Here is a 19916-nt window from a genome sequence, read left to right as displayed (position 1 = left end):
ACCCGATATATCGTCTTATTGGTAGGCAATGTAATTATAGCAAGTATCATTAAATCACCAATAATGAATAAAAATTCACATAGAGGAGTTTAATATCTAGTCAAGGGCGTGTTTGCTGTATTTTTATGTAGTTGTAAAGCCTTTATTACACGATACCAGAATCACAATGCGTTGTACAAAAAATGCACCGTGTAATCAAGATTCATTTTGCCGCGCCATTGCTCATCAAGCGCGTCGGACCTCGTGAGCATTTCCGTAACGCATAAAGCCTGATAGGATATGCTGAAAATAATCCTAACAATAAGTCGTTCATGCATTCAGATTCTCCAAATGACTCTTGGGCTATTCGCTTTGCACAATTTGTGCAGCGCTTCGGTACGCTTAAGTTAAGTATTCTGTTCGTGGTGCTGTCGCTGGTTTTCACACTTGGTGGCTCTTACGTCATTCGCGTAAGCATGGGCAGTGCGGTACAACCTGATGACTTTATCAGCGCGGTTATCCTCACCATGCTTTCGGCACCTTGGGTGCTGTACTTTTTTAGCGAGCTGATAAAACAGTTAGAAAATTCACGTACCAATCTTAAAGAAGTGGTGAGCCAATTAGAGCGCTTGCGAGAAGAAGATGTTTTTCTCAACCGTGAACTGCAAACTAATATTCGCCAATTAAATCACGAAATTGAGCAACGCAAGTTAGCACAAGAAGAGCGTGAAGCCTTATTTAAAGACTTAGAGCGTGAAATTCAGGATAAATCTGAACAAGAAGCACAAGCCCGCCGCTTATCTACCTTACTTCGCTCGATAATTGATGCCTCGCCAGATCTTATTTACTACCGAAACGAAGAAGGGCGCTTTGCTGGTTGCAACCGTATAGCAGAACTCATGACCGGTAAAACAGAGCAGGAGCTGTTGGGCTTAACCCCTACCGATGTTTATGAAGAAGACTTGGCACGCCAAATTGTTGCCAGTGATCACGAAGTACTAGAAACAAACGCCAGTATTACCGAAGAGTTATGGCTACGCTTTGCCGATGGCCGCCGCCGCTACTTCGAAATGAAGCGGGTTCCATTCTTCGATAAAGAAGGCAACCGTTTAGGCTTGCTATCATTTGGTCGAGACATGACTGAACGTAAACAAGCAGAAAATGCAGCAGCGAAAGCCAGTACCGATAAAACGCGCTTTATCGCCACGATTAGCCACGAGCTACGTACGCCGCTAAACGGTATTGTTGGCTTAAGTAGAATGCTGCGCGATACCGAATTAAGTGAAGAGCAATTTAGCTGGGTAAGTACTATTTATGCTAGTGCTATCACATTGGGTAACATCTTCAACGATATTATCGATTTGGATAAGCTAGATAGAGACAAGGTCGAGCTAAGTTTAAAAACCGTGTCGCTGCGAGATTTTACCGAAGAGCTAAGCAGTATTATTCGACTGTTAGCCGGTGATAAACAGCTAGAACTTAAAACGACAATTAAAGAACCTCTTCCAAGGTTGGTTGAAGTAGACGGTACGCGCTTGCGCCAAATTTTGTGGAATATCCTGTTTAACGCAGTGAAGTTTACCCAAAAAGGTCACGTAAGTTTATCGATTGAAGCCACCAAACCTGAAAATGACTTAGCGTTCGTCACCTTTGTGATTGAAGATACTGGGGTAGGAATACCTGAAGAAGAGATAGAAAAAATCTTCGCCATGTATTATCAAGTTGACCACCCTGATCATCAATCAGCCACGGGTACCGGTATTGGTTTGGCTATTTGTAAGCAAATGGTCGATTTAATGAAGGGCAATATCAAGGTTACCAGTGTGGTAGGTAAAGGTACGCGCTTTGAAATAGAGCTACCGGTAGAAATATCGAAAAAGCCTATGCAAGTGGCGCAGCTTCAAGTTACCGATTTGAATATTCTGTTGGTAGAAGATATTGAGCTTAACGTGATGGTTGCCAAAGCCTTGCTTGAAAAAATGGGGCAAAAGGTGGATGTGGCCATGACAGGACAAGAAGCTATTGATAAAGCCCGCGAGAATCAATACGACTTAATACTGTTAGACATTCAATTACCTGATATGACCGGCTTCGACGTGGCCAGTACGCTGCATGAAGAAGATTTAGTGATGCAAACGCCTATTGTGGCACTTACTGCAAATGTGATTAAAAAGCGGGAAGAGTATTTGCAGAACGGCATGGACGATATTATTGCCAAGCCCATCAAGAAGTCTCGTGTGATTGAGGTGTTTAACGAGTTATTCCATGCGCCACCTGCACCGTTAGAAGTTGAAGGGCAGGTAGAGCGCCCACCAGAGCCTAGCAAAATATTAAGTAACATTTTAGATATGGACTTGCTCCAGATGTTAGTGGATACAATAGGCGATGACATGGTGCGGGCAAGCGTTAAAGTGTTTCAGGAAAAAATGCCTGAATACATGGAAATTTTGCAGTTAAGCCTAAGTGCCGATGAAAAATCTGAAGTGTGCTCACAAGCACACAAGATTAAAGGCGCGGCAGGCTCTGTAGGGCTTGCACGTGTACAGCGTATTGCTAATCAAATCCAACAGGGTGACCACCCTACGTGGTGGCAGAACGTCCACGATTGGGTTGAAGAGTTGCAAATGGCCGTACAGCACGACATGAAAGCCTTACAAGAGTGGCTTAATCAGCAGCGGGTAGACGATTAAATCGTTTACCAAAAAACGGGGCTGATTAAGCCCCGTTTTTATTTGGAAGTCGATTTCGCGAGTTTACAAGGGGTAGACGTAATGACAATGGGCACCGACAACGAGACGTTTAGCAATGCTCAGCTAAACGCTGTAACGACTAATGAGCACAAGACTGCGTCAGACATACCGCAACTCAACCAATTAAACTTAGAAGCTATTTCTCCGCGTTACCGCGTTATTAATATCTCATTGGCTTTTGGCATTGCGTTTGTTTTAATCATGGTTGCAAGCGCATTACGTTATCAGTCTTTCTTTATGCTGCCCGAACCTTTAGCCATAGCGTATCCATACATTATTATAGGAATTTGTGTATTGGGTTGTTTATGGGCGACCTATCATTTCTTTGCCGATCCGCTTATTAAATATGCCCTACGTGAACAAGACCTAAGCTTGCAGTCAGGCTTAATATTTAGGTCGTTGTCTTGCCAACCTATATTGCGTGTTCAACACGTTGAATTGAAAAGAGGGCCGCTAGCCCGATTAGCGGGGTTAGCTTCTTTGCAGGTATTTTCAGCTGGTGGCGCCACCCACACATTTGAAATTCCAGGTATAGAAGTGGAAGTGGCCGAGCGATTAAGGCAGTTCATTCTCGATCATAAAGATGTGAGTGCAAAATAGTGGCTTCCCCCGAAGTAGACACAGCGAAGCCTTCCGAAAGCAGTGCGGGAGGGCAAGCCGTTAAGGTGGACACCGGCGAAGACTGGCGAAGACTTTCACCCATAGCCATTGCGTATTTCACCCTTCGCAGCATTAAAAACATGGCGCAAGGCGCTATCTACGCCGTACCAGCCATAGCGGTAACGGCCAATATTACCGATAACATTCAATCGCCAAACACCCTATTAGGTATTGCGGCTATTCTCATTATTTTCTTTTCAAGCGGTGTTGTTAGCTTCTTTATGTACCGCTTTAGAGTTAGCAATCAGCACGTTGAAATTCACAGTGGGGTGTTTTCAAGAAGTTATACTAACCTGCCTTTTTGGCGCATTCAGAATGTAAAAATTGAATTACCTTTCTACTACCGACCGTTCGGTTTTGCACTGGTGATACTTGATACCGCGGGAAGTGCCGGAGAAGAGGCCAAAATAGTTGCCGTTCCTTTGGCCTATGCCCATGCGCTAAGAAAGCAGGTACTAGCCGAGCATCAAGACCACAAGTTTGTAGAAGACAGCGAGGACAGTTCTCATACAAATCATGGCACTGCAGTTGCCAATGCTGATAGCGCTATTAATAGTGTGGTTAATGGCGATCAAGGCAAGCGTTATTCACAGACCAATGGAGATGGCGAAACCGTACTCAACAGGCGCTCTATCACCGATATTGTCATTCACGGCATTACCAACAACCGAGTATGGATTTTGTTAGGCGCCGCAGCCCCGTTTTATGACAATGCCTTTGGCTATCTATCGGAATGGTTGGCTGAAAAGGGCTTGCAGCTAAACCAGCTGGTTGGTGAGCAAACCATAGCCTGGTGGCAGTTTGGTTTGTACGCCTTTGTCATGCTGATGATGGCTATGGCAATAGTGGCACTGATTAGTATCGGCGGCGCGTTATTTACCTTTTACGACTATACGTTATCTCGTCAGCATGACAGGTACATCCGTAGAAGTGGTTTATTGAACAAACAAGAAGTGAGTATGCGAGCATCTCGCATTCAGGTTATCTCGGCAAAGCAAGATTGGTTAGACAGAATTCTTAAGCGCGTGAACTTGTATTTCGAGCAAAACGCATCAATTGGGCACAGTACCAATGAGCTAATGTCGCCAAACCGGCTTATTGTACCTTCTGTTACCGAAGACGAAGCGGATGAATTAAGCCAAGAGGTCATGCCGCAGAGTAAAATTCGCCGTAGCGATTACCAGCCCATTAGCAAGCGGTATATTTTACATTGGGTTATCGCCGGGCTTTCTATTCCTTTCGTGGTAGGTACTGGATTTGGTATCTATATAGAGCATTTAGATATTACCGCAGGCGTCACCTTTGTTAGCGCAGTACTGCTGGGTGTTATTGCGCTTAGATGGTGGCGCTGGGGCGTGGCAAGTGATGATAAATACATTTATGTAAGGCGAGGGCGCATAGGCGTGGATTATTTATGCTTCGAACCCTACAAAGTTCAGCAGGTAGTGGTAAAGCAAAGTGTATTTATGAAAAGGCGAAAGCTGGCAACGGTGCAGTTTGTATTAGCATCTGGCGCTATTTCAGTCCCATTTTTACCTGAAAATTATGCGAATGAATTGGCGAATAATGTGTTGTTTGAAGTGGAATCGAAACGAAAATCTTGGATGTAGCGGCAACGTTGTTAAAAAGCTAAGTGCCGCTGCATCCAAGGTATTAAAAAGTGATAATGCTACTATCAGCTATCTACTATTTATGAGCATTAAAGGTTAATGCGTCCATTACATCGTAGCAGGCTCCCATAGTATGGTAATCGGTTTTGCCGACTGGGCTTTTAGTGGTTTCTAACTTGCCGTTTTCAGGCGATAGAATTCTGAACCAGGCTCCATACTCATGATCGACAAAATGCGTCCACGCGTATTGCCAAATACGATGGTACCAATCCCAGTATTTATCATCTTGTGTGACGATAGCCAATCTTGCTGCACAGGCGAAACTTTCTGCCTGCACCCAAAAATATTTCTCGTTGTCGCATACACTGCTATCTGGCGCAAACCCATAGGCTATGCCGCCATTTATGCTATCCCAACTTATATCTATCACAGCATCAAACAGGCTTTGCGCTCGCTCAACCAGCCAAGGTTGAGGGCTATACTGATTAAGCTGTAACAAGAGTTTAGACCATTCAGTATGATGACCAGGCTGAAAACCCCATGGGCGGAATAGGTTTTTAGGATCGTCTTTGTTGTACTCCCAATCAACCTCCCAGCTTGAAGTGTAATGTTCCCATATGCGGTTATCAGCTTTTGCTGCTTGGCGTAAGGTAATATTTTCGGCAACCAGTAAAGCGCGTTTTAAGAAGCGCTGGTCTTGAGTGGCTTCAAAGGCCGCTATTAACGCTTCGCAGCTATGCATATTTGCATTCTGTCCACGGTAGTCACTGCAAGTACTAAAATCAGCATTAAACTCGTCTTTGTAGAGCCCGTAATCCTTATCCCAAAAGTGGGTGTCCATTAACGCGAAGGTCTCGTCTAAATAGTCTTTCGCCTCAGTCATACCAGCTCGATATGCCCAGCTGTAAGCCAGCATCACGAAGGCTAATCCATAACAATGATTGGTAGCATCTTTAACGTTGTGCTTAACACCCTCTACATTTAACACCCACGCATAGCCTTGAGTTTCGGGGTTTAAGTGATACTCGCGAAGAAACTTAATTCCAGACGCTACTCTAGATAGGTACCGGCTATCACCAAACGCTAAATAAGCGCGAGCATAATTAAAAACAAATCTGGTTGAGCTAACCAAATGGCGTGTGTTTTCATCAAACACACTGCCATCATCAGAAAAGTTTTGATGGAAGCCTCCAGACAGGGCGTCAACATTCGGTTCATAAAATGCCAAAATACTTTTTATATGTTGGCTAAGAAAATCCGGTGATGAGAACGCGAGATCGCGAGGCGTTTTATTCGTTGTCACTGAAGTCATCATTATTCCCTCACCTTATTATTCTTGGTTGGGTAGAAGCCAATAAAGTGCCATGGCCGCTGTCCATGAAAAGTCAGCTCCACCACTTCTTGCGCCTGTTTCTGCATGGAAAGACTCATTAAACCCGCTAGTGTAAATAAGGTTTCTGCTCGCATCGGTCACTTGTTTAGCTTGCTTTAAGAAACCGTAGTCTTCTAATCCCAGCGTAATCATCCAGTTAATGTGTAACCAAATAGGTCCGCGCCAATAACGTTGTGGCTCATAACAAGGATCTTCAGGATGAGTTGACGATATAGCAAAGGGTTGATCGGTAAGCCAGTCATCAAGTACGTCGATAAGTTTTGGCGTGAGGTTTTCGTTTACCAGCCCTGCAAAAAATGGCAGTAATCCAGCATTGGTTCTTGCACTGCACAATTTGCCGCTGCGGGTATCAAAGCTATGAAACATACTGGTTTCGCCAGACCACAGTTTACCTATTGCCGCTTCGGTTAAATCCATACGATGGGCTAAATAGGCCGTTTGTTTGTTATCGATGTTTAGCGTGTCGCATAGGGCAAGGAGATCCTTTGTCCCGCGATGCAGAATCGAGATGATACTTACATCATTAACACGATAAGGGCAGTCTTGATAAATCAGCGTGTCATCAAAATTCATTTTGCGGAAGAAATCTACAAGGTATAGAAAACGGTCGTACTCTTCTTTGTGCGGACGCTCAGAGGCATCGATGTGATTGATATCGCGGCGGGTGTATTCCCAACCCACTTTGGGTACAGCGCGTAATGCATCATCCCACGCTGGGCTGTTATCCATGCCTGATTCCCATGGGTGATAGCTTACCACTAGCCCAGTGTATTCAGGATCGCGCTGCTTATACCACCATAAGTGATAGTCAATAAGTTGTTGAACAATCTGCGATATTTGAGAGTCGACTAGCGCTCTATCTTTAGTTTGTTCGAATAATTGGCGAATAACCGTGGCCAGCACCGGCGGTTGAGTAATCGATGTACTGTCGGGATTATTTTTAACACCCCAAATATCAGGGCCAGGGAAATAGGTATCAGAATGCTGGTGGAAAACAACGTGAGGCACCATGCCGTTTTTCCATTGAGCACTTAACAGTGAAGTGGTTTCTTCCCATGCACGAGGTTCATCAAACGGAAGCCAGCCTAGCGCCACAATGGCAGAGTCCCAATTCCACTGAAACGGGTAAAGGCCGTGAGTAGGCACTGTGTACCCACCTAAGTCGTTTTTAATTAGCGTAGCTTTTGCGTCAGCAATTAACTGTTCGTCAGTTTGTGTGGCGATAGTAGTCATCTAAATACCCATCTTGAGTTCGAATTAAGATGATTATTACACAATAGTTAAAAAAATAAACCCATTTTGGGTTGAAAGTAAGAAAAATGTGTTTTATTGTAAATGCGAAGTTAATTATAAATAGGTGATGTACGGCAAAGTGGGAAGCCGTTAGCAACACCAAATGCCAAAACATATTGGAGATACACCGTGAACAAACTACTTCTAGCCACTACCATTTCTTCGCTATTAGCAGGAAATGCATTAGCGCAAGACACAAATCAGCAAACCAAAGAAGAAAGTGTTGATAAGAAGAAAGTCGACTACGAACAGATTGTCGTAACAGGAACGAGCCGAGCGCGCCTAATTGCCGAAACGCCGCAATCGACAACTTCACTTGGTGAGGCTGAAGTGGCAAAGCTTTCGATGAGTAGCCAAGCAGATGTGTTGCGTTATGTACCAGGCGTTAAAGTTGAAGGTGGTGGAGGTGAAGTAGCAACTAACCTTCAAGTTCGTGGTTTACCTTCTTCAGGCCAGTTTCAATTCACGCCTTTGTTATATGACGGGTCGCCAACATTGAGTGCGTTTGGCTTAAACTCGTCCGCTTACGATGTTTACTATCGAAATGACCTAGGTATTGAACGGGTTGAGTTTGTGCGAGGCGGTGTATCTAATTTGTTTGGGCAAGGTTCTGTCGCCGGTGTCATTAACTACCTGTCTAAAAAGGGCACTGAAGAAGCGGAAAGCACAGTGCAACTTGAGCTTTCAGACAATAATCGTAAAAGAATAGATTTTGCGACTAGCGGCCCGCTTAACGAAAAAGGGCTATTTTACGCCCTATCAGGTTTTTATCGTTACGATGAGGGCCCCATTGATACTGGTTTACCTACAGAGGGCTATCAGCTTCGCGGTAACTTACACAAAGAATTCGATGATGGGAGTGGTTATTTCACTATTTATGGCCAAGCTATTGATGATCAAGTGCAGTTCTTTTTACCTATACCGCTGGATTCTCAAAGCCGAGACCGCGTAGCCGGTAATGATGGTAGCGAAGTAGAGTCGACACAAACCTTCTATGCTTCTGGCTTATCCTACGATACCGCGAACGGCAGATATACAACCCCCATTGAAGAAGGTGTGGCCACTCAGGGTGGCTCAATTTCTATGGAGTTTCAAAAAGAACTGGGCAACGATTTCAACGTGCTTGCTCGTGCTAAGTATGCCAGCTACGACCATCAATTTAACTTATTTCTTGATGGCGACGGTATAATCAACGTACCCGAAACGCAGAGTGAATATTTAGCAAGCCGTGGCTTAGGCGATGTTCAAGATGCGCAGTTTACCTATGCTGGTACCGATATTGCGTTACCTGAAGGTGACTTGTTATTTGCTAACCGTATTCTGGACCGAGACAGACCGGTTACCGACTTTTCATCTGAACTGAACCTAGTGAAATACTTAGATGTAGGCGACTTTTCTCACAGCATTACTGTGGGTACCTTCTTTTCTAGTTCAGAAGCAGAAGACAACAATGTTATTACCCGTTACTTAGGTGAATTTAACAACCAAGCAAGATTGGTTGATTTAACCATCACCGATGGCGACAACAACGACATTATTGTTAGCCAAAACGGGGTAACAGGCCCTGGCATAAGCTTCTCTGATGCCACTATTTCTGCTCGCAGAAGCGCATTCTATATTGCCGATCAAATGCAAAGCGACGATTGGATTATTGACGTAGGTATTCGCTGGGAAGATATTGACGGCACCATAACACGCGAAGGAAGCCAAACAGTAATTGTAAATGATGACCCTTCTCTTTATACCGATTTACAGCAAAACGTCACAGGTAATGGTGCGCTTACACATGGCAACGTGTCTAATTCTGAAATCGCTTACTCGGTTGCAGCATTGTATAAAATGGCAGACAACTTCAATGTGTACGCCAACTATTCTCGAGGGTTCTTCTTCCCAGAACTGCGTGGTGTTGCGTTCGATCCGAACGGTGAGCCAGGCACCTACGAAAGTGAAATTGTTAAGCAAGCGGAACTTGGAGCCAAATTCTTCTTCAACGATTTCGTGGGTACCGTAGCGCTGTTTAAAACCGACCTTGAAGATCGCCGCTCAGTCGACTTTGTAAATGATGAAAATGGCGTTGCTGTAGAAGTGCCCGTTTTTCAATCTACCGAGGCTTACGGGGTTGAGGTAGTGGGTAGCTACAATATTACCGACGACCTTATTTTCGATGCTAACTTCACCTACACCGACCATGAGTTCACAGAGTATGAATCTGATCCAAGTGTGGTAGGTAACGAGTTACGCAGAAAGCCGAAAGTTATGTTCAACTCTTCACTACGCTATACGCTAGATGACTGGGACATCTCTTTTTATCACAACTACCACGGTAAAAATTTCACCAATGATGCGAACTCCGTTGAGCTAGATGATTTCCATGTGTTCCGTTTAGATACAGGTTACACCTGGGAGCTTGGACAAGGTGAACGCATTCGAACCAGTATCGCGGTTTGGAACTTGTTTGATTCAGATGGTGTTACAGAAGGTTCTCCACGTCTTGGCAATAGCCAAACGGCGGGCGAGTCTTATTTTGTAGGTCGTCCCATTTTACCACGCCGCGTATCGCTGCGTGTACGCTACGATTTTTAGTCGACGTTGACCTCCCCATTGCTGATAGTTCCGTATGGCGCTATCAGCATTTTTTATTACTAACGCATAATAAGAACCGCATATGAATTTACTAGATTATATTGTCGTGGTTGGCTACTTGGGTGCTTTGCTTGTAATGGGTTTTTCCATGCGACAACAAGAAAGCAAGGGTGATTATTTTCTTGGCGGCCGTTCATTAGGCTGGAAACCTCTTACTCTTTCAGTCATGGCGACTCAACTTTCTGCCATTAGCTTTATCTCTGCACCTGCATTCGTAGGGTTGCGTGAAGGTGGGGGCATGATTTGGCTTTCCTACGAGCTAGCAATTCCTATTGCGATGATATTGCTACTAGGTACTGTTTTGCCCACACTGTATAAGTCGGGCGTGGTTAGTATTTATGATTACCTTGAGCAACGCTTTGGCCGCGCAACGCGGGTGTTAATTAGCGTTGTGTTTCAATTTAGCCGCGCGTTTGCCACGGGAATAATGATTTATGCGGTGTCTATCATTCTACAGGGCACTATGGGTATTGAAGCGTGGCAAGCGGTAATATTGACCGGTATTATTACCGTGCTTTACTCGCTTCAAGGCGGCATGAAAGCGGTGGTTTACGCTGATGCCATTCAAATGGTTATTATAGTGCTTGGCACCATTGCTTGTATCGCCATTGGCCTTAATGCACTAGGTGGGCTAGATGTGCTTATCGCCGAGGTGCCAAAAGAACGTCTAGTGGCGATTAACTTTACATCATTCGGCTTCAATGGTGATGGGTTTGGCTTTCTACCTATGCTATTTGGTGGTCTTGTTTTATATGCATCTTATTATGGCTGTGACCAAACACAGGCGCAGCGCGCTTTATCGGCTAGGAATGAAAACGACCTAAGAAAAATGATTGTGGCAAACGGTATAGTACGTTTTCCGATCACCTTGCTGTACTGCTTTTCAGGGCTTATTGTCGGTACGCTGGCGTTAACGAACTTAGATTTCTTTGAAAAAATTCCAGCCAATAACCCTGATTGGCTAATGCCCACGTTTATTCTTAATTATTTGCCACATGGACTTATCGGCTTGCTGATTGTAGCCATATTATCAGCGGCTATGTCTTCACTAAGTTCGGCCATTAATTCTTTATCTGCGGTTACCGTTGAAGACTATTGTCGCATTACCAATAAAGACTTAGAGCATTCTAACTACCTGCGTCTGGCTAAGTTTACAGGGCTGGTGTGGGGCGCTATTACGCTAGTGCTTTCACTGTTCGCAGGTAATATTGCGCCTACTATTATTGAAGCTATCAACAAAGTAGGCTCGGTATTCTATGGTCCTATTTTGGCGCTGTTCTTATTGGCAGTATTAAGTCAAACGCTAAAAGGGCGCCATGTGAACCTAGGACTTATCGCTGGCGTAGGCACTAATATCATAGTGTGGTTATTTGTACCCGAGGTTTTCTGGTTCTGGTGGAACGTGATTGGGTTCGTGGTGACATGTTCGGTAGCGTGGGTTACTAGCATTGCATGGCCTACACATCACCCAAAAGGGGTAGCACTGCAAAAATTAACTTTCCATTCAATTTTAACGTGGAAAGACATCATTTTACTAAGCGCATTTTTCGCTTTCATGGTGATAACCTGCATGATTTTACCATCACTTTTTAGCTAACAGGATGTGCTATGAATAAAGATTTCTTAACCTCGCTTTACCTGTCAGGGGTAGACGTAAGTAAACCTAAAGCGTGTCTTGGCTCCTATTTTACTGCTTTCTCGCCTTACGAGAAGGTATGCATACTCGGTGCGGGTAAAGCCGCCGCCGATATGGCGCAAGAGGCCTATCGTTATTTTGGCAACAATGCTTACGGCGCGGTGGTTACCCGTTATGGGTACGAAGCCACGGGGTCAACTGGGAATATAAAGGTAATGAGTGCTTCTCATCCGGTACCCGATGAAAAAAGTGTTATAGCGGCTAATACCTTAATGGATATCGCTAGCCGTGTGCCGAAAAACGAGCACGTTATTTTTCTTATCTCTGGTGGTGGCTCTGCGCTGGCCTGTGCACCGGCTAAGGGCGTTACTCTTGAAGAAAAACTAAAACTACATAAGTTCTTACTACGAAGCGGTGCCAGTATTGAAGAAATGAACACGGTACGAAAGCATGTTTCATTAATTAAAGGTGGGCGGTTAGCCGCAGCCAGCAAAGGTAAAAACACGTCTTTGGTGATATCGGATGTTGTGGGTGATAACCCCGCCTTTATTGCGTCTGGTTTAACGGTACAAGATAACTCCACCCCTGACGAAGCACTCGCTATATTAGAGCAATATGGTTGGGATGAAGTCAGTGGTATTGCCGAACATTTGAAGCACGCCCCACCGTTGCCCAGAATAAGTGGTGATTATCACATTGTTGCCAACGCAAATACGGCAATAGATGTTGGGGTTAAAAGAGCACAAACCGAGGGCTGGAATACGCACGTTATTAGCTACGCTGAAACTGGCGAAGCTGCCGAGGTGGCAAAACGTCACGCTGAGATAGCGTTAGACTATAAAAGAAAAGGTGAAACCTGCTTATTGTTTTCTGGTGGTGAACTCACAGTTACTTTGGGTGATACCGAGGGCGAGGGCGGGCCGAACCAAGAATATTTGATGGTATTGGCCGAAGCCTTGCGAGGACAAGCACGTATATGTGCGCTTGCCGCCGACACTGATGGGGTTGATGGCAGCAAAGATGTAGCGGGAGGTTATATTGACGAAAATACGCTTTCTCGCGCATCAGAAAAAGGGCTAGACTTAAATAACCTTATTGAACAGCACAATAGTTTTGCGTTTTTTGATGGCTTAAAAGACCATATTGTCATCGGGCCCACTCGCACCAACGTAAACGACTTTCGTGTTATTTGTGTTTTTTAAAACTGTAACTGTGTGATGGCAAGGGTATAATTCGGTTTTATACCTTGCCCTCTTACGTTAATGAAGTGCTAATTATGCTTGCGTCTATTAAAAATAATCAGCTTTTACGATCGGCTTTTACTGTTAGCAAAGGTGATAAATTATTACCGGATAACCCTCGCGCTATTGTGCGTGAAGTGTTTTGGAACATGAACACCACGCAAAGCAAAATAGCAGAGCAGACCCAAATTCCTCAGCAAACCGTGTCACGACTTGTGAAAGGACTGATTGAACAAGGCGTACTTCGAGTTAACGAAGAAAAAGACGAAAGCAGCACTGAAACCAAATCATCGAAAGGCAAAAGTGCATCAGGTATAGCGCCCAATCCAGCGTTCGCCTATTCGTTTGGTTTATCGGTATTACTCGATGCAATTTCGGTAGCTGTGCTGGACTTTACTGGCGAGGTTGTCGATACCTTAATTCTTGAGCTTGATGATATGGGTATTGAGTCGGTATTGCGAAAAGCGGTAGCCATGGCGAATGAATTGATTGAGACCCACGCTATTCCTACTGACCGAATTTTAGGTATGGGAGTGGGGATCTCTGGCTTTTTCAGTTCTACTGATGGAAAAATGAATACCCACCATGCCATTGAAGAGTGGGCGGAAATTAATATTGCAGAAACGGTTGCAGAAGCCTTTCAACTGCCTACTTGGGTGGTTAACGATGGAACTGGCGCGGCAGCTGGAGAGGGTATTGCAGGGGTAGGGCGACAGTACAAAAACTTTGTGTACTTGTTTGTTTCAAGTGCGTTTGGTGGTGGGCTGGTCAATAACGGCGACATGATTCGTGGTACGCATGGCAACGCCGGTGAGCTCGGTGACATGCTTCCAGCCAAGCTTTATAGTCATCCTAACTTACAATTGCTACAGAGAATCTTGTCAAAGCACGGTGTCGACGTACCTTCAATCTATAAGTTAAATGAAACCTTCGATCCTAACTGGCCTGGGGTAGATGAATGGATTTATAAGGTTCAGGATTCTTTTGATTTGGTCGCTACCGCAAGCTCCGCGTTACTCGACAGCCAAGCTATAATAATTGGTGGTCATATTCCTACCCAGCTGGCTGAGAAGGTCATTCCTCGAATTGATGTTTATGCGCAGTTCAGGCGAGGCGCAAAGCGACCCTTACCTGAAATTGTGTGCGCGGAAGTCACAAGAAGTCCGGTTGCGGTTGGCGCGGCTACGCTACCTTTAAGGGAATGGTTTTTAGAATAATAAAATATCATCGTACCCCATAACTAGCTTGTGAGCTGTTACGGGGCACTTACGTTTATTGCCAGTCAACTAATTCTGCTCTTGGGGCACACGAACCCAGCCTTCCATTAAAATTCGAGCGCTTCTACTCATAACCGCTTGTTCAATGTTCCATTTATCATTCTCGAAGCTAGCTTTTGCGCCTACACGCAAGGTGCCTGATGGGTGCCCGAAAACAACGGCTTCACGCTCTGTGCCGCCAGCCGCTAGGTTTACGAGTGTGCCAGGGATAGCCGCAGCTGCAGCAATGGCTACAGCGGCCGTGCCCATCATGGCGTGGTGCAATTTACCCATCGACATAGCGCGCACGAGTACATCAATGTCATTTCCTAAAATGTCTTTACCACTAGAGGCCTTATAGCCTTTAGGTGACGCAACCATAGCTACCTTGGGGGTATGCTGGCGTGTGACTGCTTCGCCAATATCGTTAATTAGCCCCATTTTAACTGCGCCATAAGCACGAATAGCTTCAAACTTGGCTAGGGCGGCGTCATCATTATTAATATCATCTTGCAGTTCGGTACCCGTATAGCCAATATCTTCAGCGTTAATGAAGATAGTAGGAATACCAGCGTTAATCATAGTGGCGCTGAAAGAGCCTACATCAGGCACTTCAAGAGTATCGACTAAACGGCCGGTAGGGAATATCGCCCCTTCACCATCGGCTGGGTCGACAAAAGCCACTTCCACTTCAGCGGCTGGAAACGTCACTCCGTCTAACTCAAAGTCGCCAGTTTCTTGCACTTCACCATTAGTAATAGGCACCTTGGCAATAATGGCTTTGTTGATATTCGCTTGCCAAATATTTACTACGGCAACGCCGTTGTCTGGAATTTTACTGGCATCGACCAACCCATTATTGATTGCAAATGCGCCCACAGCGGCAGTTAAGTTACCGCAGTTACCGCTCCAATCCACAAAAGGCTTGTCGATAGAGACTTGACCAAACAAGTAGTCGACATCGTAGCCGTCGCGCTCGCTCTTGCTTAGAAGCACGGTTTTGCTGGTGCTTGATGTCGCCCCACCCATACCATCGGTTTGCTTACCGTAAGGATCTGGGCTGCCAATCACTCGCAATAAAAGCGCATCTCGCGCCGGCCCGGGCTGCTGCGCCGCTTCGGGCAAATCAGATACGTTAAAGAACACACCTTTACTTGTACCACCACGCATATAAGTAGCCGGTACACGGATTTGAGGAGCATGCTTCATTGTTTATTCCTTTTTTGATTGGTGGCAATGGTTGGTTACGATGATTTGTTACGATTGCTGGTTGCAATGGTTGATTACGATCATTGCTTACTAAGAGTGATAACGATTAAGCCCTGCTCAAAACACACCAATCCATACTGTAGTTAAGGGAGGTAAACATTTAAATTCTGAACAACCTCTAAATCTACCACCTAAATTCATCTTCTAATTAATGCTGTTGGATAATGCATGGGGAAAGGTAATGTCGGTTCAGGGCCCTCAATTCGCATGGATGCGAATTGGGAGCCTACAGGGACGTATTTACGGCGTGCCCTGTACCGACATTACTTTCCCCTATCCCAGCGATAACTACGTAGCTTCAGCTTCTAAGAAATCTTTGGCAAAACGCTGAAGTACACCGCCTGCGCTGTAAATCGATACCTCTTCTGCGGTATCTAAGCGACAGGTTACCGGTACGTTTAAGGTTTCACCATTGGCACGATTCACCACCAAGGTTAAGGTTGCGCCCGGTGCAGGTTCACCTTTAACGTCGTAGGTTTCAGTACCATCAAGCTCGAGAGTTTTACGGGTTGTGCCCGGTTTAAATTCAAGTGGCAATACACCCATGCCAAGCAAGTTGGTACGGTGAATGCGCTCGAAGCCTTCTGCGGCAATCACTTCAACCCCAGCTAAGCGTACACCTTTGGCAGCCCAATCACGTGAAGAGCCCTGACCATAGTCGGCACCCGCCACAATAATCAGTGGCTGCCTGCGCTCCATGTAGGCTTCAATGGCTTCCCACATGCGAACCACTTTGCCTTCAGGCTCAATGCGAGCAAGCGAACCTTGCTTCACTTCGCCATTTTCAAGCACCATCTCGTTGAACACTTTCGGGTTCGCAAGGGTGGCGCGAAGCGCCGTTAAATGATCGCCCCTGTGGGTGGCATAAGAGTTAAAGTCTTCTTCTGGCAAGCCCATTTTCGCCAAATACTCACCGGCTGCACTAGCAGCCATAATCGCGTTCGAAGGCGATAGATGATCAGTAGTAATGTTATCGCCTAATATCGCCAGCGGACGCATGCCCGTCATAGTACGTTCAGCATCCATCGCGCCTTCCCAATAAGGTGGGCGGCGAATATAGGTGCTCATTTCACGCCAATCGTATAGCGGGCTAATGTCGCTGCCAGTATTCACTTTTAAGTCGAACATGGGCTCGTACACTTTACGAAAATGCTCTGGTTTCACGCTTTGCGCGACAATGGCATCAATCTCTTCATCGCTTGGCCAAATATCTTTAAGCGTGACCGGGTTACCGTCGTTATCAATACCTAACACGTCTTTTTCAATATCAAAACGGACAGTGCCTGCAATAGCGTAAGCCACTACTAATGGCGGTGAGGCCAAAAAGGCTTGTTTCGCATACGGGTGAATACGGCCATCGAAGTTACGGTTACCAGAAAGTACTGCTGTGGCGTATAAGTCGCGGTCTATAATTTCTTGCTGAATTTTAGGGTCTAGCGCGCCGCTCATACCGTTGCAGGTTGTGCAGGCAAAAGCCACTACACCAAAGCCTAACTGTTCTAGTTCGCCCATCAAATCGGCTTCTTCTAAATACAGTTTTACCGCTTTAGAGCCAGGGGCTAGCGAACTTTTCACCCAAGGTTTACGGGTTAAACCACGCTTGTTTGCATTGCGGGCAATTAAACCTGCTGCAATCACATTTCGAGGATTAGATGTATTGGTACAACTGGTAATGGCAGCAATAATTACTGCGCCATCGGGCATTTTGCCGTCTTCTTGTTCCCAGGCACTAGCAACACCGCGCTGAGCCAAATCGCTGGTGGCTAAACGAGCATGTGGATTAGATGGGCCAGCCATGTTGCGACCAACAGAAGATAAATCAAAGGTGAGAACGCGCTCGTATTCGGCACTGGCTAATGAATCTGCCCATAAACCGGTGTGCTTCGCGTACTGTTCAACTAACGCAATTTGCTTTTCTTCTCGGCCTGTTAAACGCAAATAGTCTATGGTTTGCTGGTCAATGTAGAACATCGCCGCGGTAGCGCCATATTCTGGCGTCATGTTTGAAATAGTGGCGCGATCGCCAAGGGTGAGGTGAGTGGTTCCCTCGCCGTAAAATTCCAAATAAGAAGACACCACGCGTTCTTTACGTAAAAACTCGGTAAGGGCTAACACGATATCGGTAGCAGTAATGTTTGGCTGAGGCTTACCAGTAAGCTCAACACCCACAATATCGGGTAGGCGCATGTAAGAAGCGCGCCCTAGCATGACGCTTTCCGCTTCAAGGCCGCCCACACCAATCGCAATAACGCCTAGTGCGTCAACATGCGGGGTATGACTGTCGGTGCCAACCAAGGTATCAGGAAAGGCTACGCCGTCACGTGATTGAATAACTGGTGACATACGCTCTAAGTTGATTTGGTGCATGATGCCGTTACCGGGCGGTATCACATCCACGTTTTTAAACGCTAGTTTAGTCCAGTCGATAAAATGAAAACGGTCGTCGTTACGTCTGTCTTCAATAGCGCGGTTTTTTTCAAACGCGTCGGGTTCAAAACCCGCATGTTCAACGGCTAATGAGTGATCGACAATTAACTGGGTAGGCACGACTGGATTTACTTTCGCCGGATCGCCGCCTTTTGCGGCAATGGCATCCCGTAAACCAGCCAAGTCAACTAACGCGGTTTGCCCTAGAATATCGTGGCATACCACGCGGGCAGGGAACCACGGAAAATCTAAATCGTCCTTGCGGTAAATAAACTGCTTGAGTGAATCAGTTAATACGTCTGGGTTACAGCGGCGGACTAAGTTTTCAGCAAACACACGAGAGGTGTAGGGAAGTTTATCGTAGGCGCCAGGCTCAATAGCTTCCACGGCCTCGCGGGTATCGAAAAAATCGATTCCTGCGCCAGGCAAAGGTTTTCGGTATTCGTAATTCATATTACTCATGATTTTAAGCCTTAGCCGTTAACTACGTGCAGACATAGGAGGTACGTCACGAATATCTTCACCGGTATATTCCGCTGACGGACGAATAATGCGGTTGTCAGCGCGCTGTTCCATCACGTGGGCCGCCCAGCCAGTTAGGCGAGACATTACGAAGATAGGAGTAAACAACTTAGTAGGAATACCCATAAAGTTATAGGCTGATGCATGGAAGAAGTCAGCGTTACAGAACAATTTCTTCTCACGCCACATTACTTCTTCACAGCGCACAGAAACAGGGTAAAGCACATCGTCACCCACATCGGCTGCTAGTTTTTCAGACCAGCCTTTAATAATCTCGTTGCGAGGGTCAGATTCAGAATAAATTGCATGACCAAAGCCCATGATTTTGTCTTTACGCGCTAGCATAGCCATCATTTTTTCTTCAGCATCATCGGCTGAGGTGAAGCCTTCTATCATTTCCATGGCTGCTTCATTTGCACCGCCATGTAATGGGCCGCGAAGAGAGCCAATAGCACCAGTGACACATGAGTGCATGTCTGACAGGGTTGAGGCACACACGCGAGCGGTAAAGGTAGAGGCGTTGAATTCGTGCTCTGCGTACAAAATAAGTGATACGTGCATCACTTGCTCATGCAACTCACGAGGCTTTTCGCCATGTAGCATGTGTAAGAAATGACCACCGATTGAATCGTCATCGGTTTCTACATCAATACGAATGCCATCGTGAGTAAAGCGATACCAATAACAAATAATACTTGGGAAGCAAGCTAACATGCGGTCAGTAGCGTGTTCTTGCTCGCTGAAGTCGTTTTCCATTTCAAGGTTACCCAACATAGAGCAACCTGTACGAAGTACGTCCATAGGATGTGCGTCTTTTGGAATACGCTCTAATACATCTTTAAGGGCCTGAGGTAATCCGCGCATTCCACGAAGCAAGGTTTTGTATTCATCTAACTCGGATTGGTTAGGCAATTTGCCTTTCAAAATAAGATAAGCCACTTCTTCAAATTGGCAGCTGGCTGCTAAATCTTTTACATCGTAACCACGGTATGTCAGGCCAGAACCTGATACGCCTACAGTAGACAGTGCTGTTTTTCCCGCAACTTGGCCGCGTAATCCCGCGCCACTTAATTGTTTAGCCATCTTGTTGTCTCCGGTCTTGTGTATGTAAGGTACAAAAGTTTGTTTAGTTTAATTAATTATCGCAATTTGCTTGAGGCCGCTTTGCTGCATAGGTATAGAGTGCGGCTCTGCCACGCCGTGAACCCATCCATGGGGGCTCCGCTTCGGCATCCAT

At 45.6% G+C, this 19916-nt stretch carries 12 protein-coding genes; 7 read left to right on the top strand and 5 right to left on the bottom strand.

Annotated features, from left to right (window positions below; translation table 11 throughout):
- Window positions 1–311: 311 nt before the first annotated feature.
- The 3 genes from arcB to J8L84_RS15425 all read left to right on the top strand — a co-directional run bounded on the left by arcB (window position 312) and on the right by J8L84_RS15425 (window position 4999).
- Window positions 312–2669, top strand: coding sequence for an aerobic respiration two-component sensor histidine kinase ArcB (arcB, locus tag J8L84_RS15435; RefSeq protein ID WP_211071464.1), 2358 nt, complete (start codon window positions 312–314; stop codon window positions 2667–2669).
- 81 nt (window positions 2670–2750) lie between these two features.
- Window positions 2751–3329 (top strand): PH domain-containing protein, encoded by a 579-nt coding sequence (locus J8L84_RS15430; protein ID WP_211071463.1) that lies wholly within the window; start codon window positions 2751–2753, stop codon window positions 3327–3329.
- The gene (locus tag J8L84_RS15425) at window positions 3329–4999 is read left to right on the top strand and encodes a PH domain-containing protein (RefSeq protein WP_211071462.1); all 1671 of its coding nucleotides are present in this window, start codon (window positions 3329–3331) and stop codon (window positions 4997–4999) included. Before J8L84_RS15430 ends, J8L84_RS15425 begins: the two co-directional genes overlap by 1 nt.
- 76 nt (window positions 5000–5075) lie before the next feature.
- Here the strand turns inward: J8L84_RS15425 and J8L84_RS15420 are convergent, their stop codons facing one another.
- A complete protein-coding gene (locus J8L84_RS15420) occupies window positions 5076–6314 on the bottom strand; it encodes an AGE family epimerase/isomerase (RefSeq protein ID WP_247670819.1) in 1239 nt (412 codons plus the stop codon).
- A gap of 15 nt (window positions 6315–6329) precedes the next feature.
- Window positions 6330–7625, bottom strand: a complete 1296-nt coding sequence (locus tag J8L84_RS15415) for a trehalase family glycosidase (protein ID WP_211071461.1) — start codon at window positions 7623–7625, stop codon at window positions 6330–6332.
- A gap of 189 nt (window positions 7626–7814) precedes the next feature.
- Here J8L84_RS15415 and J8L84_RS20690 point away from each other — a divergent pair, with 189 nt between their 5' ends.
- The 4 genes from J8L84_RS20690 (at window position 7815) to J8L84_RS15395 (ending at window position 14422) form a co-directional block, all read left to right on the top strand.
- Window positions 7815–10268: a TonB-dependent receptor gene (locus J8L84_RS20690; RefSeq protein WP_211071460.1), complete on the top strand. Its 2454-nt coding sequence runs from the start codon at window positions 7815–7817 to the stop codon at window positions 10266–10268.
- Window positions 10269–10350: 82 nt separating this feature from the next.
- Window positions 10351–11925, top strand: a complete 1575-nt coding sequence (locus tag J8L84_RS15405; protein ID WP_211071459.1) for a sodium:solute symporter — start codon at window positions 10351–10353, stop codon at window positions 11923–11925.
- A gap of 11 nt (window positions 11926–11936) precedes the next feature.
- Window positions 11937–13166 (top strand): DUF4147 domain-containing protein, encoded by a 1230-nt coding sequence (locus tag J8L84_RS15400; protein WP_211071458.1) that lies wholly within the window; start codon window positions 11937–11939, stop codon window positions 13164–13166.
- 74 nt (window positions 13167–13240) lie between these two features.
- The gene (locus tag J8L84_RS15395) at window positions 13241–14422 is read left to right on the top strand and encodes an ROK family transcriptional regulator (protein ID WP_211071457.1); all 1182 of its coding nucleotides are present in this window, start codon (window positions 13241–13243) and stop codon (window positions 14420–14422) included.
- Window positions 14423–14491: 69 nt separating this feature from the next.
- On the opposite strand, the gene prpF is transcribed toward J8L84_RS15395, so the two are convergent.
- From prpF to prpC, 3 genes are all read right to left on the bottom strand, one after another.
- Window positions 14492–15670, bottom strand: a complete 1179-nt coding sequence (gene prpF / locus J8L84_RS15390) for a 2-methylaconitate cis-trans isomerase PrpF (RefSeq protein ID WP_211071456.1) — start codon at window positions 15668–15670, stop codon at window positions 14492–14494.
- Window positions 15671–16018: 348 nt separating this feature from the next.
- Window positions 16019–18610 (bottom strand): Fe/S-dependent 2-methylisocitrate dehydratase AcnD, encoded by a 2592-nt coding sequence (gene acnD, locus J8L84_RS15385; RefSeq protein ID WP_211071601.1) that lies wholly within the window; start codon window positions 18608–18610, stop codon window positions 16019–16021.
- A 27-nt stretch (window positions 18611–18637) separates the two neighbouring features.
- Window positions 18638–19762 carry a 2-methylcitrate synthase gene (prpC, locus tag J8L84_RS15380; protein WP_211071455.1) on the bottom strand — a complete coding sequence of 375 codons (1125 nt, stop codon included), beginning with the start codon at window positions 19760–19762 and terminating at the stop codon, window positions 18638–18640.
- Window positions 19763–19916 lie beyond the last annotated feature (154 nt).

The organism is Alteromonas sp. MMG017 (assembly GCF_018100795.1).
GTDB lineage: Bacteria > Pseudomonadota > Gammaproteobacteria > Enterobacterales > Alteromonadaceae > Alteromonas.
Note: the sequence above shows the minus strand (reverse complement) of the source record. Positions and strands in the feature narration are given on the sequence as shown.